Annotated in this window: 28 protein-coding genes and 2 pseudogenes; 15 read left to right on the top strand and 15 right to left on the bottom strand. The window is 61.0% G+C overall.

What is annotated here, in order from left to right; genetic code table 11:
• Nucleotides 1-23: 23 nt before the first annotated feature.
• Complete coding sequence (locus ACVINW_RS30170; RefSeq protein ID WP_456754629.1) at nucleotides 24-752, top strand: Crp/Fnr family transcriptional regulator; 729 nt, start codon at nucleotides 24-26, stop codon at nucleotides 750-752.
• 474 nt (nucleotides 753-1,226) lie between these two features.
• Here ACVINW_RS30170 and ACVINW_RS30165 read toward each other — a convergent pair whose 3' ends face one another.
• The 3 genes from ACVINW_RS30165 to ACVINW_RS30155 all read right to left on the bottom strand — a co-directional run bounded on the left by ACVINW_RS30165 (nucleotide 1,227) and on the right by ACVINW_RS30155 (nucleotide 2,050).
• Nucleotides 1,227-1,355: a hypothetical protein gene (locus ACVINW_RS30165; protein WP_456754628.1), complete on the bottom strand. Its 129-nt coding sequence runs from the start codon at nucleotides 1,353-1,355 to the stop codon at nucleotides 1,227-1,229.
• A gap of 179 nt (nucleotides 1,356-1,534) precedes the next feature.
• Nucleotides 1,535-1,762, bottom strand: a complete 228-nt coding sequence (locus ACVINW_RS30160) for a hypothetical protein (protein ID WP_456754627.1) — start codon at nucleotides 1,760-1,762, stop codon at nucleotides 1,535-1,537.
• Between the two features lie 39 nt (nucleotides 1,763-1,801).
• Nucleotides 1,802-2,050, bottom strand: a complete 249-nt coding sequence (locus ACVINW_RS30155; protein ID WP_456754626.1) for a hypothetical protein — start codon at nucleotides 2,048-2,050, stop codon at nucleotides 1,802-1,804.
• Nucleotides 2,051-2,819: 769 nt separating this feature from the next.
• Here ACVINW_RS30155 and ACVINW_RS30150 point away from each other — a divergent pair.
• The 6 genes from ACVINW_RS30150 (at nucleotide 2,820) to ACVINW_RS30125 (ending at nucleotide 8,429) form a co-directional block, all read left to right on the top strand.
• Complete coding sequence (locus tag ACVINW_RS30150) at nucleotides 2,820-3,005, top strand: hypothetical protein (RefSeq protein WP_456754625.1); 186 nt, start codon at nucleotides 2,820-2,822, stop codon at nucleotides 3,003-3,005.
• A 1,522-nt stretch (nucleotides 3,006-4,527) separates the two neighbouring features.
• The gene (locus ACVINW_RS30145; protein WP_456754624.1) at nucleotides 4,528-5,154 is read left to right on the top strand and encodes an HAD family hydrolase; all 627 of its coding nucleotides are present in this window, start codon (nucleotides 4,528-4,530) and stop codon (nucleotides 5,152-5,154) included.
• A gap of 25 nt (nucleotides 5,155-5,179) precedes the next feature.
• Nucleotides 5,180-6,391, top strand: a complete 1,212-nt coding sequence (locus ACVINW_RS30140; RefSeq protein ID WP_456754623.1) for a molybdopterin molybdotransferase MoeA — start codon at nucleotides 5,180-5,182, stop codon at nucleotides 6,389-6,391.
• Between the two features lie 243 nt (nucleotides 6,392-6,634).
• Nucleotides 6,635-7,339, top strand: a complete 705-nt coding sequence (lexA, locus tag ACVINW_RS30135; protein ID WP_076857656.1) for a transcriptional repressor LexA — start codon at nucleotides 6,635-6,637, stop codon at nucleotides 7,337-7,339.
• 276 nt (nucleotides 7,340-7,615) lie between these two features.
• Complete coding sequence (locus ACVINW_RS30130; protein WP_456754622.1) at nucleotides 7,616-8,044, top strand: hypothetical protein; 429 nt, start codon at nucleotides 7,616-7,618, stop codon at nucleotides 8,042-8,044.
• 157 nt (nucleotides 8,045-8,201) lie between these two features.
• Nucleotides 8,202-8,429 carry a hypothetical protein gene (locus ACVINW_RS30125; RefSeq protein WP_456754621.1) on the top strand — a complete coding sequence of 76 codons (228 nt, stop codon included), beginning with the start codon at nucleotides 8,202-8,204 and terminating at the stop codon, nucleotides 8,427-8,429.
• On the opposite strand, the pseudogene ACVINW_RS30120 reads toward ACVINW_RS30125, so the two are convergent.
• From ACVINW_RS30120 to ACVINW_RS30105, 4 genes and pseudogenes are all read right to left on the bottom strand, one after another.
• Nucleotides 8,426-9,499 (bottom strand): annotated as a pseudogene (locus ACVINW_RS30120) (ComEC/Rec2 family competence protein); the annotation flags it as partial. The gene ACVINW_RS30125 and the pseudogene ACVINW_RS30120 overlap by 4 nt on opposite strands.
• Nucleotides 9,500-9,537: 38 nt before the next feature.
• On the bottom strand, nucleotides 9,538-10,671 hold the full coding sequence (locus tag ACVINW_RS30115; protein WP_456754620.1) for a tyrosine-type recombinase/integrase: 1,134 nt from the start codon (nucleotides 10,669-10,671) through the stop codon (nucleotides 9,538-9,540).
• 23 nt (nucleotides 10,672-10,694) lie between these two features.
• Nucleotides 10,695-10,964 (bottom strand): annotated as a pseudogene (locus ACVINW_RS30110) (hypothetical protein); the annotation flags it as partial.
• Nucleotides 10,965-11,130: 166 nt separating this feature from the next.
• The gene (locus ACVINW_RS30105) at nucleotides 11,131-11,694 is read right to left on the bottom strand and encodes a hypothetical protein (RefSeq protein ID WP_456754619.1); all 564 of its coding nucleotides are present in this window, start codon (nucleotides 11,692-11,694) and stop codon (nucleotides 11,131-11,133) included.
• A gap of 39 nt (nucleotides 11,695-11,733) precedes the next feature.
• Between ACVINW_RS30105 and ACVINW_RS30100 the strand changes: the two genes are divergently transcribed.
• Together ACVINW_RS30100 and ACVINW_RS30095 are read left to right on the top strand one after the other, a co-directional pair.
• The gene (locus ACVINW_RS30100) at nucleotides 11,734-12,153 is read left to right on the top strand and encodes a ribbon-helix-helix protein, CopG family (RefSeq protein WP_456754618.1); all 420 of its coding nucleotides are present in this window, start codon (nucleotides 11,734-11,736) and stop codon (nucleotides 12,151-12,153) included.
• A gap of 104 nt (nucleotides 12,154-12,257) precedes the next feature.
• Entirely contained in the window at nucleotides 12,258-12,431 is a 174-nt protein-coding gene (locus ACVINW_RS30095; protein WP_456754617.1) for a hypothetical protein, read from the top strand.
• A gap of 223 nt (nucleotides 12,432-12,654) precedes the next feature.
• Here ACVINW_RS30095 and ACVINW_RS30090 read toward each other — a convergent pair whose 3' ends face one another.
• Together ACVINW_RS30090 and ACVINW_RS30085 are read right to left on the bottom strand one after the other, a co-directional pair.
• The gene (locus ACVINW_RS30090) at nucleotides 12,655-13,086 is read right to left on the bottom strand and encodes a DoxX family protein (protein WP_456754616.1); all 432 of its coding nucleotides are present in this window, start codon (nucleotides 13,084-13,086) and stop codon (nucleotides 12,655-12,657) included.
• A 165-nt stretch (nucleotides 13,087-13,251) separates the two neighbouring features.
• Nucleotides 13,252-14,112 (bottom strand): hypothetical protein, encoded by an 861-nt coding sequence (locus ACVINW_RS30085; protein ID WP_456754615.1) that lies wholly within the window; start codon nucleotides 14,110-14,112, stop codon nucleotides 13,252-13,254.
• A 204-nt stretch (nucleotides 14,113-14,316) separates the two neighbouring features.
• Between ACVINW_RS30085 and ACVINW_RS30080 the strand changes: the two genes are divergently transcribed.
• Both ACVINW_RS30080 and ACVINW_RS30075 read left to right on the top strand, forming a co-directional pair.
• On the top strand, nucleotides 14,317-14,454 hold the full coding sequence (locus ACVINW_RS30080) for a hypothetical protein (RefSeq protein WP_456754614.1): 138 nt from the start codon (nucleotides 14,317-14,319) through the stop codon (nucleotides 14,452-14,454).
• A gap of 124 nt (nucleotides 14,455-14,578) precedes the next feature.
• Nucleotides 14,579-15,346 carry a hypothetical protein gene (locus tag ACVINW_RS30075; protein ID WP_456754613.1) on the top strand — a complete coding sequence of 256 codons (768 nt, stop codon included), beginning with the start codon at nucleotides 14,579-14,581 and terminating at the stop codon, nucleotides 15,344-15,346.
• 96 nt (nucleotides 15,347-15,442) lie between these two features.
• Here ACVINW_RS30075 and ACVINW_RS30070 read toward each other — a convergent pair whose 3' ends face one another.
• Nucleotides 15,443-16,354, bottom strand: a complete 912-nt coding sequence (locus ACVINW_RS30070) for an SDH family Clp fold serine proteinase (protein WP_456754612.1) — start codon at nucleotides 16,352-16,354, stop codon at nucleotides 15,443-15,445.
• 446 nt (nucleotides 16,355-16,800) lie between these two features.
• On the opposite strand from ACVINW_RS30070, the gene ACVINW_RS30065 reads away from it, so the two are divergent.
• The 4 genes from ACVINW_RS30065 to ACVINW_RS30050 all read left to right on the top strand — a co-directional run bounded on the left by ACVINW_RS30065 (nucleotide 16,801) and on the right by ACVINW_RS30050 (nucleotide 18,931).
• Entirely contained in the window at nucleotides 16,801-16,938 is a 138-nt protein-coding gene (locus ACVINW_RS30065) for a hypothetical protein (RefSeq protein ID WP_456754611.1), read from the top strand.
• A 583-nt stretch (nucleotides 16,939-17,521) separates the two neighbouring features.
• Complete coding sequence (locus ACVINW_RS30060) at nucleotides 17,522-17,701, top strand: hypothetical protein (RefSeq protein ID WP_456754610.1); 180 nt, start codon at nucleotides 17,522-17,524, stop codon at nucleotides 17,699-17,701.
• A 93-nt stretch (nucleotides 17,702-17,794) separates the two neighbouring features.
• The gene (locus tag ACVINW_RS30055; RefSeq protein ID WP_456754609.1) at nucleotides 17,795-18,208 is read left to right on the top strand and encodes a hypothetical protein; all 414 of its coding nucleotides are present in this window, start codon (nucleotides 17,795-17,797) and stop codon (nucleotides 18,206-18,208) included.
• Between the two features lie 573 nt (nucleotides 18,209-18,781).
• The gene (locus ACVINW_RS30050) at nucleotides 18,782-18,931 is read left to right on the top strand and encodes a hypothetical protein (protein ID WP_456749497.1); all 150 of its coding nucleotides are present in this window, start codon (nucleotides 18,782-18,784) and stop codon (nucleotides 18,929-18,931) included.
• A 32-nt stretch (nucleotides 18,932-18,963) separates the two neighbouring features.
• On the opposite strand, the gene ACVINW_RS30045 is transcribed toward ACVINW_RS30050, so the two are convergent.
• The 5 genes from ACVINW_RS30045 to ACVINW_RS30025 all read right to left on the bottom strand — a co-directional run bounded on the left by ACVINW_RS30045 (nucleotide 18,964) and on the right by ACVINW_RS30025 (nucleotide 20,761).
• Nucleotides 18,964-19,095, bottom strand: a complete 132-nt coding sequence (locus ACVINW_RS30045; RefSeq protein ID WP_456754608.1) for a hypothetical protein — start codon at nucleotides 19,093-19,095, stop codon at nucleotides 18,964-18,966.
• A 429-nt stretch (nucleotides 19,096-19,524) separates the two neighbouring features.
• Complete coding sequence (locus ACVINW_RS30040) at nucleotides 19,525-19,728, bottom strand: hypothetical protein (RefSeq protein ID WP_456754607.1); 204 nt, start codon at nucleotides 19,726-19,728, stop codon at nucleotides 19,525-19,527.
• 314 nt (nucleotides 19,729-20,042) lie between these two features.
• A complete protein-coding gene (locus ACVINW_RS30035) occupies nucleotides 20,043-20,204 on the bottom strand; it encodes a DUF2934 domain-containing protein (RefSeq protein WP_456706837.1) in 162 nt (53 codons plus the stop codon).
• Nucleotides 20,201-20,416, bottom strand: a complete 216-nt coding sequence (locus ACVINW_RS30030; protein ID WP_456754606.1) for a hypothetical protein — start codon at nucleotides 20,414-20,416, stop codon at nucleotides 20,201-20,203. The genes ACVINW_RS30035 and ACVINW_RS30030 overlap by 4 nt, the downstream gene beginning before the upstream one ends.
• 159 nt (nucleotides 20,417-20,575) lie before the next feature.
• Complete coding sequence (locus tag ACVINW_RS30025; protein ID WP_456754605.1) at nucleotides 20,576-20,761, bottom strand: hypothetical protein; 186 nt, start codon at nucleotides 20,759-20,761, stop codon at nucleotides 20,576-20,578.
• Nucleotides 20,762-21,059 lie beyond the last annotated feature (298 nt).

Here is a 21,059-nt window from a genome sequence, read left to right as displayed (position 1 = left end):
TCAAGTGACAGGGAACCGGGACGATGGCTGAAACTCTCTCGGACGCACTGGTGCGCAAGATCTGCGTATCCAACAGGCTTGATCAAGCGGATATCGAGGCGCTCAGGACACTCCCGATTCAGAGGCGTGAGGTCCGCGCGCGCGAGATCATCGTGGCGGACGGGCAGAGAGCGACCCAATGCTGCCTGGTCGCGGACGGTTTCGTGTTCCGCGCCAAGTCGACGCCCGATGGGCAGCGACAAATCCTGTCACTGCATATTCCAGGGGAGATTCCGGATCTTCAAAGCCTCCACCTCGGCATCATGGACCACGATCTGGTCGCACTCACGCCCTGCACGCTGGGCTTCATCCCGCATGAGGCCTTGAAGCGGATCAACGCGGCGTTCCCGAACATCGCCGCCGCGCTCTGGCGCGAGACGCTGATCGACGCGTCCATCTTCAGGGAATGGATCCTCAATGTCGGCCGCCGAACCGGCACTCAGCGCATGGCCCACCTGCTGTCGGAAATGCGGCGCCGCCTGGAGGCGGTCGGCCGGACCTCGGGCGAGACCTTCCGGTTTCCGATCACGCAGGCCGAACTCGCCGACTGCCTGGCCCTGTCGACGGTGCACGTCAACAGGGTTCTGCAAGAACTTCGAAGCGAGGGACTGATTGAGATAGACCGCGCCGCCTTCAATCTGCTCGACCGCGCGGGGCTGGAGGAACGCGGCCAGTTCGATCCCCACTATCTCCATCTCCACCCATCCGTGTGACGGGCAACCGAGATTCTTTTAGACCTTCAAGACGGCGGCAGCGTCAATCGGCTGCGCAAAGAAAGGCCCCAGCGAGGGGGTACACACGCTGAGGCCAGAGCAACTTGGTCACGCCATCCTAGACCTCGCGCCCGACACTTTCTCGTGCCCGTTCGGAGTACCGGAATCGTACGGGGTTTGACGATGCGGGCCTTATTTCCGCGTTCGTCCGTATCGTTGAAAGTTCCTGGAAAGGAACCGGAACGGAAACTGATCACAATTAGTTGGATCGAATGATTTCGAAGATGGAGCGTCAACGCCGTGACCCGCAAAACCCTACAGGCACGTTCAGAGCAGGCGCTCGTCGTTGTTATTCTGAGCACCGGGGCGCTGATCGCATATCTCGGTTTGGCGCTTTCCAGGATGTGAGCGCTGTCCGGCAAAAAACGAGTCGGCCGAGAACGCTTGTTTGAGCGACCACCCAATATTGAAACCTCAACCGGGGAACTGCGGCTCGATCAGCGACATGATCATCAGCGTGACGATCAATATCGAGGGCGCGCAGGCAACCACCGCAGCCAACCAAAGGTCCGAGTGGGCAAAGATGTCATAATCGTCCCGCATGGGTGGCCTCCAAACGAATCCAACCATGTACGGAAAAACATTGGTTTGCCGACTGTTCCATTCGCGTTCGAGGAACGACCGGTCTCGATGAGCGTCGCCTGCAGAGCTCGCGCACGGCCGGCGATGAAGCGAGACGAGGAACCGACATGGCGTGCAACAGTCGATTGCGGCGAGGTAGCTCAACCGATCTTGCGGCGCATCGCGTTCGGGAACGCCCACTGAGGAACGCTTGGGCGAAATTCAATCTCCTCGGCTAGACCGGAACAGATCGACCAGTCATGTACCGCATTTACTATTTTGCTGCCTTCCTCGCTGTGACGGGATCGGTCTTCGGCTTGCTGGTCGCCCTTGAGAAGACCGTCGGCGGATGACGCCAGGGAGGAAACAAGTTTTGCATCGAGTGGCACGGAAGCGCTCGATGGGGCGATCCGGCGACCCTGGCCGGGTTATGCCGAGCCTAGCTTTTTCTCGATGTAAGCATTCACCGTTTCGGCGAAGCCGCGCTGATCTCCCACAACGGCATTGAGCTGCGTCAGCACGTCTTGCTGGAGGAGCCGGAGTCCGCTCCTCCTGGCTCCAAGCAAGGTCGCGTCCCAATACTCGTTGACCGCTCTCTCGGCCAGCGCAATGCGGTTCACGTCGCCTTCTGCGATCAGTCGGCGCAGAACTCCCAGGCAAGCATCCAGGTGGGGCATCCCTCACCCGCCTCCAGTCCAGGGAGCTCGGAAAGAAAGGGCCCCAGCGAGTGGGCACCACACTGAGGCCAAGGTCCGTTCGTCCATCGTGTTCGGCGTCACCCGGTCAGGAGCCAGCTCACGCTGGCGACGAGCGCGATGAATGACATTCCGGCAAAGCCGAGAAAGCCCATCTCCACGCTGTCCATTCGATGAGGTGTCAACATCCCCGCAGTTTGCATCTCGTCTCCGAGACCCGCATTTAAAAATGCATGTCAGAAGCCATGTCCTAATTTCGCTGAGCCCCAAACAGCGGCCGCTCCACCAATTCGGATTTCAGAAACAACGGGCGTGAAGCGACGAGAACGTTTCGGCTCTCGTCGTCCCTGACCGAACACGCCGTCAGCCACGTCACCCCGCATGCTCGCGCCAGTTGGTTCCTGCCCGCAGCAAAAATTCCGCCAGCACTGGATTAACCTATGTAGATGCCATGCAAGGCCATTGGTGGCCGAATTCGCGCGACAATTGTTCGCGCGGGCCGAACGCCATGGGAAAGAAACGACGAAATCGGGTTAAGCAAACGACGTCACTGACCTTCAGACTGCTAAAGCTTGCCGAAACGGCCAGGACCAGGGCAAGCGGCTTGCCGCCTGGAGCCGAACGTGAACGCATGCTGAGGAAGTCACTTGAAGCCCGGCGTGCCCTCGAGATCGAGAAGTTCCTAGCAACCCCGGGGGCTGCAATGCCTTCATAGGCTTGTCGCGCATCCATCGTCCAAACGGCATCCGAAATGTCAGCCGAGCCGATCGAATATCAGGGTCATCGTCTAACGATCGTCGAGCAGCGAGGCGGCGGCTTCCTCGTCGAGATCACGCCTCTTGCGGGCGGTCCTCCGATCAGAACGCAAACCTTCCAGAGCACTCAAGAGGCGATCGCCAGGGCCAAGGCGACCATTGAGAAGCATCCAAGCAAGTGAAGCCGTACGGTTTGCAAGCAAAGCGTCCAACGCGTCGGCGGGCGGACCGGAGCAACATGATTGCTGGACCGATGCGAAAGCTCCATTTTCGAGTTGCGCGACATCCCACGTACTTTAACCAGGTTAAGGCGGGAACTTGGTAGCGGTTGCACGGTGTCGCCGCGCACGAAAGCACAGGGTATCGCGTGATGCGATGCTGGCTTCTGCGGGCTGGGGCACTCCGATGATCCTTCCAAAAGGACCCCTATTCATCATCAACATTTCAAACCCCGACGCCTTCTCGGGGAAAGGCAGCATCATCATGCTTGAATTGGCGGACGAGGATGCCGCTGTAAGAATAGCTCGAAAGATCGCTGCCGAGACAGGACGCTGGGTGACTGTGCGGAAAGAAGACATGGAAGTCGTTGGAACGATATCGCCGCCTACGACACATTAGGCGCGGTGATGACACGCCCCTGAAGACCACGAAGGTGTGCCCCTGGCTCGGGGACAGAGCCAAGGGCACCGGAAACGCCGACCTGCCGTTCCTGTTGGGTGGCGTTTGTTATCCAATACGCGGTGCCAGGTGCTGTCGTTCCTAATGAGCGATCGCCCGACAAGAGACGGCCCAGCGAGGGGCGCGATTATCGACGTCGGCCGCTCCTGGACGCCTGGAGAAGAAGGGTGCAGCCCGCTGAGGGCACACGTCGGACGGCGATGTGTTTGCAGGGTGTTGCGGTCCGGACACGACGGGCAACTCAGCAAAACCTGTCAATCACCGTGCGCGAAAATATTTCGCTTTATCCGAAGCGCAACTCGGTGTATGAATTCCCCGTCTCACCCGACACGAGGGGCGCTTCGCGGTCGTCACGAACGCGGGTCGAGATGCGGTGGACGCCGAATGCGCAGTTGACGAACGCGCATGAGGCGGACGGCGAAATCGTGCAGGCCTGACGCCCTAGCGGTAGGTGTCTCTTCCGATTGCGCAATGCGCGTTGTGAAGACGGTGACAACAAAGCCAAGTCTCGCCGGGGAGAGCACGTATAAGCCGTAAGCCATCGCGCAGGGAAAGCCGGATTGCTCCGCGTTACACCTGTGGTCCTACCCCCGAGCTTTCTACCCCATTGCTCGGGGCCCATGGGTGCGATCGGCACCCGGCTTTCCCTGCGCCCTCACCAACGGAGAGGGCGGAACGAGAAGCAAGACTCGGACAAATCATGTCGCGAGAATGCGGACGTATGATTCACAAGCGGCGCCACACATTCGCCGTCGTCCCGGCGAAGGCCCGGGACCCATTACCCCAAAAGCGAATTGTTGCGCGACGCTGGGGCCACAGCTTGTTTTCAACAACACAACCCTGTGGTTATGGGCCCCGGCCCCCGTGCGCAATTGCGCACTAGGCCGGGACGACACTGAAATTGTGGCGCGAGCATGCGAAGCTATGGATCGAGCGGGAGCCACTGTCAGCACATCAGTCGCATGCCTCCCGCACAAATCGGGGACATTGCCGCCTGCCCGCAATTTTCGTACATGGTTCCACGCAATGACCTCGCACCCCCTCCCCGATTCCGTCGACGTGCTGCTGTTCGATATCGGCCGCGTCGTGCTCGACATCGACTTTGACAAGGTGATGGCGCACTGGGCGCAGCATGCCGGCTGCGCGCCGTCCGACCTCGCCACGCGCTTTGTCGTCGACGACAGCTTCAAGCATCACGAGATCGGCCGGATCGACGATGCGGCGTTCTTCGAAAACCTGCGCCGGACGCTCGGCATCGACCTCACGGACGCCCAGTTCCTCGAAGGCTGGAATGCGATCTTCACCGGCGAGATGCCCGATATCGCCCCCCTGCTCGCGGCCGCGGCGAAGCGGATGCCGCTCTATGCGTTCTCCAACACCAATCCGGCCCATGTCGCGCATTTCTCGGTTGTCCACGCCGAGTTGCTGAGCCATTTCCGCACCGTGTTCCTGTCCTCGAGCATCGGCTATCGGAAACCCGACGCCGCGGCCTACGATCATGTGGTAAAAGCCATCGGCGTGCCGGCGTCGCGGATCCTGTTCTTCGACGACCTGGCCGCCAATATCGAAGGCGCGCGGGCGCGCGGCCTTCATGCCGTCCACGTGACATCGACGGATGACGTGGCAAGGGCGCTGACCGCGCTCGGTATTTGAACCCTGGACTTGAGGAGCTCCGAGCGTGGCCCTGATGCCGGTTGCCGATGCCCTGTCCGCCGTCCTGGCCGGCGCCGAACCGCTGCCGGAGGAGATGGTCGCGCTCGATGCCGCCTATCACCGCACCCTGGCACGCGACCTCGCCGCGCGGCGCACCCAGCCGCCGCAGCCGATGTCGGCGATGGACGGCTATGCGGTGCGCGCCGCCGATGCGGCTGACCTGAAGGCGCGGCTCAAGGTGATCGGCGAAGTCGCCGCCGGCCGGCCGTTCGAGCGCACGGTCGCCTCAGGCGAAGCGGTGCGGATCTTCACCGGCGGCGTGATCCCCGACGGCGCCGACGCCGTCATCATCCAGGAGGACACCGCCGTCGACGGCGACCACATCACGATCACCGAGGCTGCCGCCGTTGGACGGCACATCCGCCCCGCCGGTGTCGACTTCCGCGAGGGTGACGTTCTGCTCGCCGCCGGCAGCCGCCTCTCCGACCGCGCGCTGTCGCTGGCCGCCGCCATGAACCATCCGGAAGTCGCCGTGCATCGCCGGCCGAAGGTCGCGGTGCTGGCGACCGGCGACGAGCTGGTGATGCCGGGCTCGCAGCCCGGACCCGGCCAGATCGTCTATTCCAACGGCTATGCGCTGCGGGCGCTGGCGCGTGCCGAAGGCGCCGAGACCATCGATCTCGGGATTGCCGCCGATACGGTTGAGGCCACCACGGCCGGCATCCGCCGGGCCCGCGACACCGGAGCCGACATCCTGATCACGACCGGCGGCGCCTCGGTCGGTGACCACGACCTGGTCAAGCGGTCGCTGGAGGCCGAGGGCGTCGCGATGGCGTTCTGGCGGATCGCGATGCGGCCCGGCAAGCCGATGATGCATGGCCGGCTCGGGGCGATGCGGGTGATCGGCCTGCCCGGCAATCCGGTGTCGTCCTATGTCTGCGCCTTCCTGTTTCTGGTGCCGTTGATTCGGGCGCTGAGCGGCCGAAAAGCGATTCATCATCGCCGCGCGACCGCTTTGCTCGGCCGCGACCTCGCTGCCAACGACCAGCGCGAGGACTATCTGCGCGCGCGTCTCGAGACGCGCGACGACGGCACGCTGATCGCAACGCCCGTGATGCAGCAGGATTCTTCGCTGCTCGGGAATCTCGCTGCGGCACGGGCACTTCTCGTGCGTCCGCCGTTTGCGCCGGCCGCCGTCGCCGGCAGCGAATGCGAGATCCTGATGCTGCCCGAATAGGGTTTTCTCACCGCGGCGATTGTGCGCCGCCGGGCGTGTTCACCGGAAATTAAGTGGTTGCGGAACACATATCGAACATATAGTGTCCGTTCATGATTTGTTTCGAGTACTGGTGTCTACAATCGGGAGGCCGCCCAGGAGCGCTTGCAGCAAGCACCATGCTCCCTTGGTCAGGCCCGGTCTGCAGATCCCACCGAAGAGTCTCGGAATCGAACGACGCTATCAACCGGGGGAATACTCGAGATGCTCACGCGCAAACAGTACGAACTTCTGCGTTTCATCAATGAACGTCTGAAAGAGGCCGGCGTCCCGCCCTCCTTCGACGAGATGAAGGATGCGCTCGACCTGCGCTCGAAGTCCGGTATCCACCGCCTGATCACTGCGCTGGAGGAGCGCGGCTTCATCCGCCGCCTGCCCAACCGCGCCCGCGCCATCGAAGTCATCAAGCTGCCCGAGCTGTCGGCCGGCGGCGGCAACGGCCGACGCGGCTTCACCCCGAGCGTCATCGAAGGCACCCTCGGCAAGCGCACCTCTACACCGCCGATCGCCGAGGATGACGGCAATCGACCGGTCGCGGTCCCGGTCATGGGCCGGATCGCTGCCGGTACGCCGATCGAGGCGCTGCAGACCCGCAGCCACACCATCAGCGTGCCGCCCGACATGCTCGGCTCCGGCGAGCATTATGCGCTGGAGGTGCGCGGCGACTCGATGGTCGATGCCGGCATTCTCGACGGCGACATGGCGCTGATCCAGCGCAACGACGTCGCCAACACCGGCGACATCGTGGTGGCGCTGATCGACGAGGAGGAAGCGACCCTGAAGCGCTTCCGCCGCCGCGGCGCTTCGATCGCGCTGGAGCCGGCCAACACCGCCTATGAAGTGCGCATCCTGCCGCCGAACCGGGTCCGCATCCAGGGCAAGCTGATCGGGCTCTATCGCAAGTACTGAATTGCAAATAGTTGCGGCGGCGAGGCAAATACTTGCGGCGGCGAGGAACGAGCGACAGATCGGATCGTTCCTTGGAAGATAGCGCGGCATGCGGCCTGCTCGATGCGCTCCGATACCTCTCACGCAGTGTCGCGTGTTTGTGATTGAGGCGGTCTCGGGCGAGTCGTACAATCGCCCAGAAACGAGCTGACACTCGTTCGCTATCGTCCACTCTGGTAGAGGCCCTATGCCTCAAGGAGAGGCACGGGTCGCTACCTCCATTTGAGGAGCCATCCGATGTGTGACTATAGTCTGCACGCCGTGGCATCGCGCCCCGCCATTGTCGGAGAGACGCTGATCACCACGACCTTCCGCGGCACGTCGACCCGCGGCTTTGCGTCGGAGAACGATCCGACTGTCGCGGTCTGCATGCTGCCGGGCACCGAGCTCGCTTTCGCCGAGAACGTTCGCTACGACAGCCGCTGGATCTGGACCAAGACGCTGAATTTCCGCGTCGGCGTGTTCAACGAAGTCGAGCCCGACGTGCCGGATCGCCATCATGATGCGGTCGAATTCCCCGACGGCAGCCATGTGCTGGTGACCCAGCTCGTCGAGGGACAGCGCGTCAGCGTGCTGCAATTGCCGGCACTGCATCCGCCGGTCGCGCAGAAGCCGAAGGTTGTGGAGCGGCGGCCCTCCGCATTTGCGTCGCTGTTTTTGGGTTGAACGCATCGTCGCCGCAGGATGACCCGGCGGCGAGTGACCGAAACGATTTCGAGCGACCCCGGACGTCGGGTTCCGGGGCGCGGCAGGAGATTTCCGTCGGCGGCCGCCTTGGCGCATCATCAGGCGCAGAGGACGTGCACTTACGGAAACCTGCTCGGTGGTCGAAAAGGTCACATGGCAAAAGGCTGGACGCGTCACGGAGCCGGGCCGCTACATGTTCCGGTTCGGCTGGCTGACGGTGACGGCTGACGACCTGAAGGTCTGGCAGCAATTCCCCGAGGCGTCCTTCACCCTCGTCAAGAAGCCCGACGCCGGCCCCGATTCCGACGAATACCATCTCGGCCTGTTCGAATTGCCGGCCGGTCCCTCGCCAGACCCCGGCTAATCCTCACCCTGCAGATCGCTCTCCCCCGGCGTGGCGTCGACGGCCGGCCGTGGCGCGGTGGCGGGGGCGCGGAGCGTCGCCTCGGCCTCGCCGTCGCCGGGAACCGCAGGCGACCATGGCCGGTCGATCCCGCCGGGCTTGACCGCATCGATGGCGTAGCCGTCACTGGTCCGCCGCAGCACCAGCGCGCCGTGACGCCGCAGCCGCTCGGCGTCGACCACCGAGGCCGCGCAGCCCCGCGGCGCCGGCCGGGCGGTGACGATCAGCGCCGCGCGCTCGCAATCATCCACCAGCGCCTCCGGCCGGCTGGCCAGCGCGACGAAGGCGCCGCCGGGCCCCTGGACCACGCAGCCGCTCGGATCGCAGGAGACGCCCTCGCCGAGCGATGCATCAGTGGCGGTCCGCGCATCGGCGTCCGCCGCCAGCCACTCCTTGACCAAAAACGCATCCTTGGCGCTGTGCATCAGATGCAACCGCCCGTCCCCGCCGCGCACCGCGACGTTGCGGCCATCGGCGGAAATCAGCACGTCCGGCTGCGGCACCCTGAGCGCCCAGACCGAGGCCACCACCAGCAGCACCGCGCCCGACCAGCGCAGCGGCGTGCGCAGCAGCCCGAGCAGGATCAGGCCCGCGCTGGCTGCGATCAGCGGCCCGATCCCGAACGCCGCCATCCGGCCGACCGCACCGGGCAGCGCGGCGACCCATTGCGTCACCAGGATCATCCAGTCGATGCCAAAGCCCATGATCGCCCAGAACACGCCGTCGAAGCCGAACGGCATCGCTACGAGCCCGAGCAGGCCGGCCGGCATCACGACCGCAGACACCACCGGCATCGCCGCGAGGTTGGCGAGCAGTCCGTACGGCGTCACGCGATGGAAATGAAATGCGGCATAGGGCGTCGTCGCGAGCCCTGCCACGAGGGAAGCCAGCATCAGCATCGTCAGCTCGCGCCCGCCCCACAGCGCAACCCGCGCGGTCGCCGAATGATCCGGCGACGCCAGCAGGTTCGGCAGCCCGATCTGCACCAGCGCCACCAGCCCGAGCGTCGCGGCGAACGACATCTGGAAGGTTAGACGCCAATTCCGATATCATTCGCATTCCCAACAGGTTAGCTGATCTTCTGCACTTTATTCCGGGGATTTTTCCGGGACTCCGCGAGCCGCTCGACCGCTGCGGCAACGTCCTCGTCCAACACATGGGCGTATCGCAGCGTGCTCTTGATGTCGCGGTGGTTGAGCGCCTTCTGCACGAGCTTAAGGTTGCCGCTGTCCCGCAGGAGCTTGGTCCCGAAGTCGTGGCGGAAGTCGTGGAAGCGAAAATCGGCGACACCGGAAAGGGCTCGGAGACGCTGCCAGGCTGTCTTGGCTCCGTTATAGGTCAAGGGATAGCGCTGCCCCCTCACCCGGCCCAGCCGCTTGTTGCCGTAGACGGCGACATAGGTGAAGACAAACTCGGTGTGCTGTCCCTGCAGCGGGAACAGGATCTCCCGGACCGCCGGGGTGATCGGAAATACCACGCGCCGGCCGCCCTTCCCAAGTCTCACGATCTGCTTGGCGCCGAAGTCCACTTCCGCCCACCGCAACGTCACGCACTCCTTCAGCCGCATGCCACTAGCGCGAACGAAGTCGAAGAACGGGCCGTAGTCGTCGCGCATCGCCTCATCGATCGCGTCGGCTTCCTCGCTCTTCAATTCACGGACCCGCTCCTCGGGCTCGGGCAGGATCAACTCATCCCATTTCGGCTCGGCCTCGAAGATCGCGCCTTCAGCCTTGGCAAAGGCGAACAGCCGCTGCAGGACCTTGGTGGCCGAGCGGTTCACGGTGGCATTGGAGATTAGCGGTAATGCCTCCTCTTCCTTCTTGGTCCGCTTGCCGCGCCGCGACACCCGATGACCACGGCGCCAGGCCACAAGCTCTTTGGCCGCCTTGTGGTCGATGTCCGTCAGCGATTTGGCCTCTCCGAAATATTCGATCAGCCGCGCAAGGTTTGTTTCAGTCGCCTTCGGCTCAGCGTCGTACTGCGCCTGATCATTCCACAAACGGTCGGCCACATCGTCGATCGCGAGCGATGCTTTCGCGCGGCTGGCGGCTTTTATCAGCTTCTTGGCCCGTTCCTGTTCTGCGGCCTCGAATTTGAGGGCGTCTTTGCGCGACGTGCATTTCGTTGAGCCATGAAACCGATGACCGTTGAGCTGGAAATCGAATTGGTAGTACGGGGAACGCTTGTCGCGGTAGACAGACACACTTCCCTCCTGCGGCGTCTCTCCAGAAATTCCTGAATGTCTTGCTCTGTGTATCGTCGGCGCGGACGCTTCTTACCGCGGCCGACGTTGATGTAGGCAATCTCGCCGTCTGACGTGAACGCGGCAAGCTGCTCGACGGTAATGCCGAGCCGCATGGCGGTCTCTTTGGGCGTCAGGGGGATCACGTCAGATAGGCTCCATTGGGCGCTCGGCCGGCCAAGCCACAGCGCACGTGGTTCGCTAATTTCGCGAAACCGAGGCCCAATGAAGGGGTGGATTCCGCGCTTTCCCATTGGCCATGGGGCAAATCAATGCATCGATGCTGACGCGGCGCCGGGGGTGTATTCAATGGGTCGGTATCCAAGTTTTCCGGCCCTGCACCCCTGTGAAACGTTCACGAAGTGGTGAGATCGGGGCAACAGGCCCGCCGGCTGCACCGGCGGGCCAAGGCATCAGCCTTCAGGCGATAGTCCCCTGAAACGGGTCCTGCGTCCCCGCCTGCTCGAGCAAGCCGTCATAGTCGCCGATGCCCGTCTCCGCAGGATCCTTCTCGAGATCGCGCTGCCCGCCCACGGCCCATCGCTCCTGACTGTCATTCTGGTCAAGGCTGCCGAGGCTCGGCTCAATATCCGCAGTATCGTGCTCGGCGTCGGGGGCTGCCGGCGCCTCGACAAAGTACTGCCGGCCCGCGTGTGTCTGGTCCATCATGCGGTCGAAGGTCCCAAGGTCAATTTCCCGATCGTCGCCTCCACCTCCCATACCGAGACCTGGATACGCTTCCTGGAAGCCGAGCCACGGTTCGTCGTCGTCCGGCTCACGCTCCATGTGATTATCGGTGTCGTCGAGAAACCGGATCAGCCTGGCGATCTCGTCCATGGCCTCGCGGCGCAGGCGCCAGATGGTCTTGAATATCTGCTCTGGGGGAATGTCGGTCTTGAGGAAGAGCGCACCAGCGGAGTCCGCTGCCGTTTGTGGAGACGTGCTTAAGGGTGGCGTGCTAAGCACGCTGTCAGCCTGGGTCATTTGGATTCCACTCCTTCGTGGCCTCGGGTTAGGGCCGAGATGGAAGTTCGCGGCTTCCTCTCGGCTCGATTTTATGGTAGCACCGTAATTATGGCAAAGTCAATTATGGTAGCACCAAAAAAGAAGCGCGGCCGGCCACCCACCGGCGGGCGCGACCCTGGAGTGCACATCCGTCTTCCCGAGGCGATGATTGAGGCGATCGACGCCTATTCGGCCACTGAAGCCTTGAGCCGCTCCGAGGCTATCCGCCGGCTGGTCGAGATTGGCTTGACGTCGGCCACTGCAGTCCGACCCAAGAGCGAAAGCCAGCGCCAGCGTGCTCGCGACATGGCAGACAAAGCAATCGACAAAATAGCGGACCGCACCGCCAGTTCGGAAGAGCAAGCCGACCGCAAGCGCCAGCTCGTCAAGGGGCCCGACGAATTCCAAAAGGTGCGGCGCGACCGCAACCGGAAATGATCCGCCCGAAACGAGCACCCTTCGTCCTGATAGGATCGAAAGCCGGCGCCGTTCGTTGATTCAAAGGAGGTGCAGCAATGGCACACGATCGAGAGCGAAGGAGCATGCCGACAGGCGCAGAAAGAGAAGCTCGTAAGGTCTTCAGGCAGGCGGAAGCCAAGGAAGCTTTGACTGATTACGCCAAAGCGCAAAAGGCATTCCACGAGAACCGAGAGCGCCTAAAGGCAGAACGGCTTGCGCGAGAGGCAGAAGCCGCCAACCGCGCCAAAGCAGGCTAAGCGCCAGCGGCTGGATGCCCACGCAAGACCAAAGTTTGGGCCGCCCACGGTGGAGGACGAAATGGCTCGGGCCATAGCATTGATCCCGCCTTCGGGCCTTCCCTTTCCCGCCACTTTCGTCTCAACTTGAGACGAAACTCTTTCTGTGATCTTGATCCATTCGGCGAAGCCCCCTCCACGCGTTGATGGTGATAGGACGGGCAAACTTTCAGCGATGTTTGGGCTAGACCGCCGCCCGTTGTTTATATCCGCGCTCCCATGGCAAGCTCGGCATCTTCAATGCGAGCGCCCCATCTCCTAGCAGTGCCTGGACAAGCAACATGACTGACCACGCGAATGGCATTGCCCATCCACCTTCCACGAACCAGAAATTTTTTCGAACCATCCAGTAGTGGGTCGCTCCAAGCATCATTGGGAGCGTGTACAAGCTGACCCAACGCGCATAGACGCCCAGCAGCAGCAAAATTGCAGACGCGAATTCGGCGCTAAGGGTGTATGCAAGCACCCAGTCCGGGTAGCCCGCTTTAACAAGCCCCTGCCACCAGGCGCTGATCCCTCTCAGAAAAAATTTGCCGTACAGCGCGGCGATGAAGTATCCGCTAATGGTGATACGCAACAGCAGCGCCGCATAAGGCGCGGTTCTTTGATCAATCATCTGTCGCTCCTTAAAATGCGCGAAGCCAGTCGACTCTGCATCGCAGATTGAGAATGACAACGCCTAATCGGACCAGGCTGATTCCGTAAAACTACGGCAACGGCCTGCGTATAACAGCGACCGGGCTCAGCCCAGCGGCCATCAGCGTTTGAGATTGCTTCCCCTCTATCTCTCACCAGCCTCCCATCGTCTCAAGGAGATAACGTCCATTCGAGTCAGCTTGCTGTCGACTTTGATCGGCGCGTCCAATGACCTAAGGCCGAACTTGCCAACACCATGCTTGTTGGCTTCGCGATAGTGCGCCCTCACAAACTCTTTGACCCGAGCCTGCACCTGATCCAGTTGCAATGAGCCCTCTAGAATTGCCAGGAAGATGGATTGAATGACGTCGTCCCTGATGTCGTGTGGCAATTGATACGGCACGAGTCGAGCGACGCGCTGATATTCTTGCTGCGCCGGCGTGAGGGTGACCTCGCGATGCGTGACCATATTCGATCGAGGCCGAACGAGTAAAATCTTGGTCGTGTAAAGCCTGTCGAACTCCGGATTGTTCTGTCGAAGTATCTTCAGCTTGTTGAAACCGAAGATCCGGTCAGGAGATCCGTTGCCACAGAATTGAACCGCTCTCTGACCCGCGTTGATCGCGGCCGTCACGCGCTCGACCTGTTCTGTGGTCGGCGGGCTCGGCTCAGCATTGCGCCGCAGTATACAAGTCATGCACCTGCGAAAACCGGTTCTCTTTTCGATATAGAGATTGGTTCCGGACAGGGGATGGCCGGCCTTGCAGTGCGTCTGGTTTCGCTTCAGTGCGCCCTTGCGCTTATTTGAGGCCACGAGATTTGCCGCTAAGAGCGGCAGCGCGATCTCCGCATAGGCCGGATGAGAGTCGCAATATGCTTTGAACTTAGCCGTTGGCAAATGATAAGGACGCAGCGTGCTGCCGGCTCGAAAGCCTTCGAGCATGCGCGTTGCCTTTTCATCGGTCAGCCCTTTCCTCTGAATAACTCCCTTCGGCGAATGCCACATTGTTTCCCTCCACTTGGCGCGGGACAGCGTCGGGAAACAAGAAGGGTGAGTCGCATCAAATATTTGGGCAGCAAGGGTGACGCTCGTCCGGTGTTCTCCACTGCAAAAAATCGCACGACGTGAACGACCGACGGGTCGGATTAACCCTTGCGCTCAACTCCTGGCTGATTCAGAATCTTGGAAGTTCTCACCGGGAGCTAGACGATGGCAACCATCGGCACCTTGGCTTTTCTCGCAGTAGTCGGCATTCCTGCAGCATTGTTGATCGCGGCTCGCTTCAACGCACGCGCGGCCTACCGGAAGCAAATGACCGAAAATGCTCTGCGCTCAATGGGCAATTAGGCCCGGCCGCGGCGCTTGCCCATCGCCCGGTGAATTGCGGGTATTGCGGGGACATCAAGTCAGAGAAGCATTCCAACCTCCTGAGATCAGCAGAAGGCTCAAGGCTGCGTGGAGGCGCGCCCCGATGCCGAACCGTGCCGATCAGTGGACTCAGCAGGAAGACGCGATAATCAAGGAGTTTGCTCCAGCTGAAGCGGCGCGGAGGCTGCAAGGTCGATCATGGGGAGCCTGCCGGGCCCGGCGAAGGGCGCTCGGTGCCACCACACCGAAGCGTTGGACAGCCGAAGAGGACGCAATCATATGCGCGAACTCGATTGCGCGGGCAGTCGAGTTGCTTCCTGGCCGAACGCAAAATGCCGTACAGGGCCGACGTAGCGCGATGGGCTTCTCCACACAGCCGCGGTGGTGGACGCCTGCGGAGGATAGGAAAATTCGTAGACACGCGGCCAAGCCAATTCGGGAATTGGCAAAACTGTTCAAGAACCGCACGCCCGAAGCAGTGAGGGTCCGGAGAAAGGCACTAGGATGCAACGCCTATGTAAACTCATGGACTGGCGCCGAACTGGTCAGGCTTCGGAAAATGTGGCCTTCGTGCAAGCGCGCCGATCTGAAAGGTGCATTTCCACGTCATTCCGAAAGCTCGATTCTTCAGCAGGCAAAGCGAATGCAGTTGAAGAAGGACAAGCCAGCATTGCCTGATGATCTGCGACAGCAAATCAGGCGTCGAGCCGAAGAGGACAAAATCAGCATCAAGAAGTTGAGCCGGCAGCTTGGTTGTGGCGAATACTTCGTTGGTCCTCGCCGCAAGTCCAAAGGCGATGACTTCAATAAGATCGCGCTTGCCGTCGATTTTTTTGGCGGTCGACTCGTCATCGACTGGCAGGACGAGTGAGTTTTCCGCACCCACTTGACGGCGCAGTAGCTCACCGCTGTTGAGCAGGCCTTTTGCTACTTCCTTGCTCCGCAATCGCCCGACCAGCAACCTTACTTAGGGTGTTGTTCCGTCGACTGTCCAAGTTTGCTCGTTGGAATTATCGATGATCTTCAAAGCCGATGAGCGGGCGAAACTCGCCATGTAGCAATGATGGACACTCAGGATCCGTTCTTGCAGTTCCTGATCTGACTCTATCGCTTCGATGCTCAGCCCGATTTCAATACACTTGTCGATCAGGAAATGATGCGAATGTTCGGTTGTGCCGCTATAGTCCATCAGGCTCTTGGTTACTGCCTCTGCAGCGGTCAGCGGATCTGAAGCGCCTGATAGCATGTTGTGCTGCAGCCATTCCTTCACCATCGTCCGAGCTCCCTCGACCGATCGTTCGCAGTCGGAGATAAACGCGGGCGGGTACTTCGCGAATACCTGTTGCCACAGGAGGGCCTTCATCTGGTCCTTCTTTATCTCGTCCATGGCACGATCAACCTCGGCCAAGATGCCCATCGCGGCGAACCCGCGTATTTGCGGATCGGTCGGGCCCAAGCAAGAGTGCTTCCCAAGAAGGATGGTCTTCGTCGCGCAGGCCATCATCGTACCGGCTGACATAGCCATGTGCGGCACTATCGCTCGCAGGTCTTTGCCGAAGATCTTGTAGAGGTATTCGACGATCCCTCGGGCGGCCTCGATCCCGCCGCCCGGCGTATGCAGGATCAGATCAAGCCCCTTGTCCTTGGGCAGACCATGGATGACGGCCATGAAGCCGTTCATGTCGAGGTCGCTGATCGCGCATTCCGCGTGGAAACGACCTTCCTTGTCCCGCTTCCAAAGGAAGCCGGAATAGTACCCAATGACGGGGCGCCCCGTCTTGGAAGTCAGAGCCTTGAGGTATTTCTTGCGGACTTGGTCGTGCGCATCGGGCGCACTAAGACTATCAATCTCTTGATTTATTTCGTTCCACGCCGGCATGATCGGTCCGCGTTGTGTGTGACCTGACAGTGACCGGAGTGTAATCGGAGTAGGCCGAGAAGTTAGTTTCCCATGCGGCCTCGTACGAGCCCAAGGTAGCCTGATGGCCGCCAACGGCTATTCCGAGTGTGCCTAGTACGGCTTCGCGATTTCCCATGACGGCCCCATGTCGTTGCTTGTTGGACGCCCTGCTTCTCGTCCGATTCTGGCCTGAGTCTGGCTTGCCTATCATGGAAATCCCTCAATGGGCATGGTTTTTTCTACCAAACCACAACGGAGCTTGCCGTACGCGGGTTCCGGGTAGGAGGCCCGATTCGCGGTTAACACACCGTTGACCATATTCATTCAGCCTGATTTTGCGTACACGAGCTGCGACTTGCCCCCTCTCGCATCCCCCACCGCCGGCCCCTCCGATGTCAGACCCCACCGCCGAGACTGCCCGTCTGATGAAGGTCGCCGAGGCGGTCGTGTACGAAATGGACCGTCAGGGCGTCGCCAACATGCTGGCTGATCGAGGCTTCAAGATCATGGATCTGGCCAAGGTCGTGATCCGCGCCGCGGACGGCGATGTGATTCCATTCTGAAAGCCGTGATGGCAGAAGACGACCGCGGCCGGATCATCAAGCATACTCCGGTCGCTCCCAGTGAGGGCTCACCCGTCCGCCGAATAGAAAAGGGGCCGCTCGCGTAAACGGCCCCCTGCCGGAAATTCTCGAAATACTGATCTTCGCTGAAATCCTGCCCCGGCCCGAAAATTGTAGCCCACTTCGCACGCGCAGCAATCCGGCAAAGCACGGTAGCGCCAAAATGGAAAACCCCGTCACGCTGAGACGTGACGGGGCCGAATTCCAAGGCATCAATATGCAGGTGATCCGGACGGGCAAGGTCAGGATCGAGAAGTAAGGTAACTTAGATACCCTAATTATTTCTTATGAGGTCATCGAAATATCGACCGGTCTTTTACGGGGCCGGCGTAAGCTTGATGTCAGCTGAAATGTGTAGATACATAGGACTGCAACATGGAGACGACAGTTATCGCCCGGCGGCTTCAGGCTGCCGGGCGTTATTCGACGGCCATCTTAATTTGTTCTGTCGACCGGTCGAACTAAACAGCCCCCGACGGTTCGAACTTTTCCTCCGCCCGTCGTCATTAGCTACGCCATGCCCATGACAGAAGCCGACCCCGATCGATTGATGAGGGTAAGCGAGGCGATCGTGCGCGAGCTAGACCGTCAGGGCGTCGCGGATGCGCTTGTGAATGTCGGGTTCGACGCATTGGAACTGGCCAAGGTAGCAATTCGTGCGGCCGACGGAGTGGTGGTGCCTTTTCGGAAGCCGTCGTCCTGACTCCTGATTGACCAAAGTCTCGCATTTCCAGCACACGCCGGACGCCAGTCCTAGCGGCTTCCAGATCGCCGGATTCAGCGCGATCAGGGCCGCATGGGCTCGAAATCCCGGGAGTATATGTTCGGCGCCACCGTCCGGCATCTGGCCGAACGGGCTGTGGAGGCACGCCGGGATGCCGACTCGCTTGCCTGTCAGGCATGGAATGCCCGCATGCTCGCCTTCCAGGGACCAGCCCAGCCATCCCCTGCCCTCGGCGATGCTCTGAACGCCGGCTACGGCTATCTCGAGGTGAAGTGCCTCGGCTGCGACACCCATCAGACGGTCGCACTGGACATCGTCAGACGCCCAAAGTGGACGCCGATCCACGAGTTGGAACGGTACATGCGGTGCAAGCAGTGTTCGCGCCGGAACGGCCATCCGTTCAAGCGCAGCCACCTGGTGGCATTGCGGACGAACAAAATATCCGCGCTGAACCCGCCGTCGACGTGGTGGCCGGGAGAGCGGTGACACACTGCGGCGCCGCCAGAAGGACGTCCCCTCCGCCTCAGGGTTTACGAGGCTGTTGGCTCTCCGGACGCACTGCCTTGTTGCTTTCGGGCATCGCATCTCGGCCCTCATCCCCGGTAGCGTCCTTTCCGCCAGAGGTGGACGTTCCGCTTCCGCTGCTCGTGCTTTGGGACATACCGGTAGTGCCCCGGGGGTCTCTGCTTGGTGTCATCGAGCTGGCTGCCGGATCACCGGTGACAGCACCGCGGCCGCTGGGACTCCCTGAAGGCTGCGCAGAGACGGCTGAAAGGGCGAGGACCAGGAAGGCCGGCGCGGCGGCTAGAAGTTTCATAGTGATTGGCTCCAAGATTTCTCCCGGGCAACTGAAGGAAAACGGTCCGCGTTCCTATTTGGCGTGGCCATTGCCGCCCTCTGCTCGTTGAAAGAAACAGCAGCGCCTACCCGGCGCTGAGCGCGATCCCCATCCGGCGTGAGAACTGCGCGTTCCGGCGAAGCTCAATTGAAACAATCGGCGAAATCTGCTGGTAATATTTAACTACTAGCCTCTCCGCATTGATTTGGGGAGAATTTCAGATGGTTGCTCTTTCGAAGCCCGTAACGGATCTCCGGGCCACGCACCGGCCGATGTCGAGCCTTGCGGTGGTCACTCTATTCAGCCTTTTCGGTTTGGTGCTGTCGATCGCCCTTGCGCGATACGGGATCGACGTCGGCGCCGGCCTGTAACGAACATTGCATGGCGCTATGCTGGCACGGCCTTACACTCCGAACGAATGTCTCATCTGAGCCGCCATACGCTGGACGGCGTCGGTGTACTGACCGTGGTTGAAATGCTGGTCGGCGACGTAAAGTGCCAAAAGGATGCCGAAAGCGAGCAACAAGCCCTTCATGAAATCACGCTCCTTTAAGGTCTGGGCGGCTCCGGATGTCGTGACGATTCCTGGGTTCTAGCTGGCGCTTCGGTCCGCGTCGGCTCCGGCAATCGGCTTGCCTCCACCGTTCTGTTGTCGCGTACCATCCAACCCGCCAGTCGAACGTAACCGCGCCTCAACAAGGGCACGAGCCGTTCCCGTGGCGGGTCTTGATCCATCGATAACCAGGATCGCAGCGCGGCTTTAAAGAGTTCTTTATGGATGTATCCGGAGAACTCCGGGGTCGAATGGAAGCCCCCGCCAGCAGCTTGGGGAGAGTGGAAGCGCCACCAATCGAGCCGCCCTTACGCTAAAACGCGATAAAGAAAAAACCCAGGAGCAATAGGGTGAGCAAAACAGACACTCCAGCTGCCATCTTTAGCGCGTTGCTGGGCTCCGCGGATCGGTTCATGTCGTAGACTGTAGTCTGGGACCGCGCAGCCATTCGGTCATGCTTGCACCAGCCTCAGCTTGCCGCGCCAGCTTCAACAGCGCTTCCTTCTCGGTCCCTGGGGCCAGCATTGCGGCTTGGTCGCGTAATTCCTTGGCTCGCTCGAAAAGGCGCTCTTCAAGTGAGTTGGTTTGCTTGACGCGACGGCGTACTTGACCCATGCATTCCCCTCCCAGCTAGGTTCCTGCGGAACGGGAATGTAAGTTTCATGTAAGCTATATGTTCCCCCAATCTTCGAGCTAGAACTTCAATAGGTCCGCTCTGAGGTGGCCAACCGCTCGGGCGTTCGATGCGAGGAGAACCTTCCCGAAGCTTTATGCGTGACCGTCAGCGAGCTGCCTTGCCCGCTCACCGCGGCGAACGTTTGTGGGACTATCAATTTTGATGGGAATCAAACGTCGGATCAGGTTCACCGCCGCCTCGGTACCCTTCCGACGTTCAGGCCCGGTTTCGCTGGTCGGGCACTTCGGACTGATTACAGGGTGTCAGGCGTTCGGAGCGGTGAGGATCGGTCTTCGTTGATCAACTCCTGCTCGGCCAAGCGCCAAAATTCTTCGTCGCGACCATCGGGCTTTCCCGCTTTTTCCCACAGCTCATAAGCTCGCACCGCTACCGCCTCGTCAATTCGTTTGTTCATGCGGCTTGCGTCCTGCTCCGCCGGTAGGCATCGATGGCGCGGTTCGCCAGCATAAGTTTGCGCCGCTCACCAGCCAGCGCGAGCTTTCCTATCGCGGCCACGAGGAAACTGGTTGCTTCATAGCCATCAATAATCTCGCCGGAACCATGAAGGAAATTCCAAGCGATCCGGACGGCATCCTCTATAGTTGCCTGTACGCTCTCACTGGTCATGGTGAACTAACTCTGGACGGAACACCGCGTTCCTATAGCGAAGGGCGCAGTCGCTGAGGCCAAGTCTACATGATGAGAGGAAGGCGTTCAGCCGACCCGATCAAGCCCTGCCCTACGACTAACGGCGAGTACCGGAAACTAAGAGCCTGACGGGTCCAGCTAGTCGCGCCGATTGTTCAGTTTCTCTTCCGCTTTTTGCGAGGCCGCGAGTGCTGCTTCGCTGGCAGCCAGGATTCGATAACCATGCTCCATCCGCTCAAGAAAATAGCGCGTGAACGTGTCGTCGGCTGTCTCTCTGGCCCGACGGTACTGTTCAGCCCTCTCGAGATAATCGTCCGCGCTCATGAACGGAAAAATCCATCAGCGTTCGGACCGTTCCAGAGCGCCAGGAGCAGTGCCCAGCGGCCCGACATAGGCGCGAGCGCGCCTCGCGGCCTCGCGCCTTCCTCGCCGATGAGCCGAGCGGCCCCTCGTCCCGGGCGCCGATAGCATTCAACGCCGGACATAGACTAAACCCTTTTCATCCTGCCGCTCCCACTTATTCCCACCGTGACCTTCCTAAAAATCCTCCAGCGTAAGGCTTTAAGGAACGGCGAGCTCTTGGAAGTGTTTAAGCTCACACGGCTGTAACCGCACAGGTGCG

The organism is Bradyrhizobium sp. USDA 4461, assembly GCF_054055655.1.
This window is presented reverse-complemented; position numbering and strand designations above follow the sequence as displayed.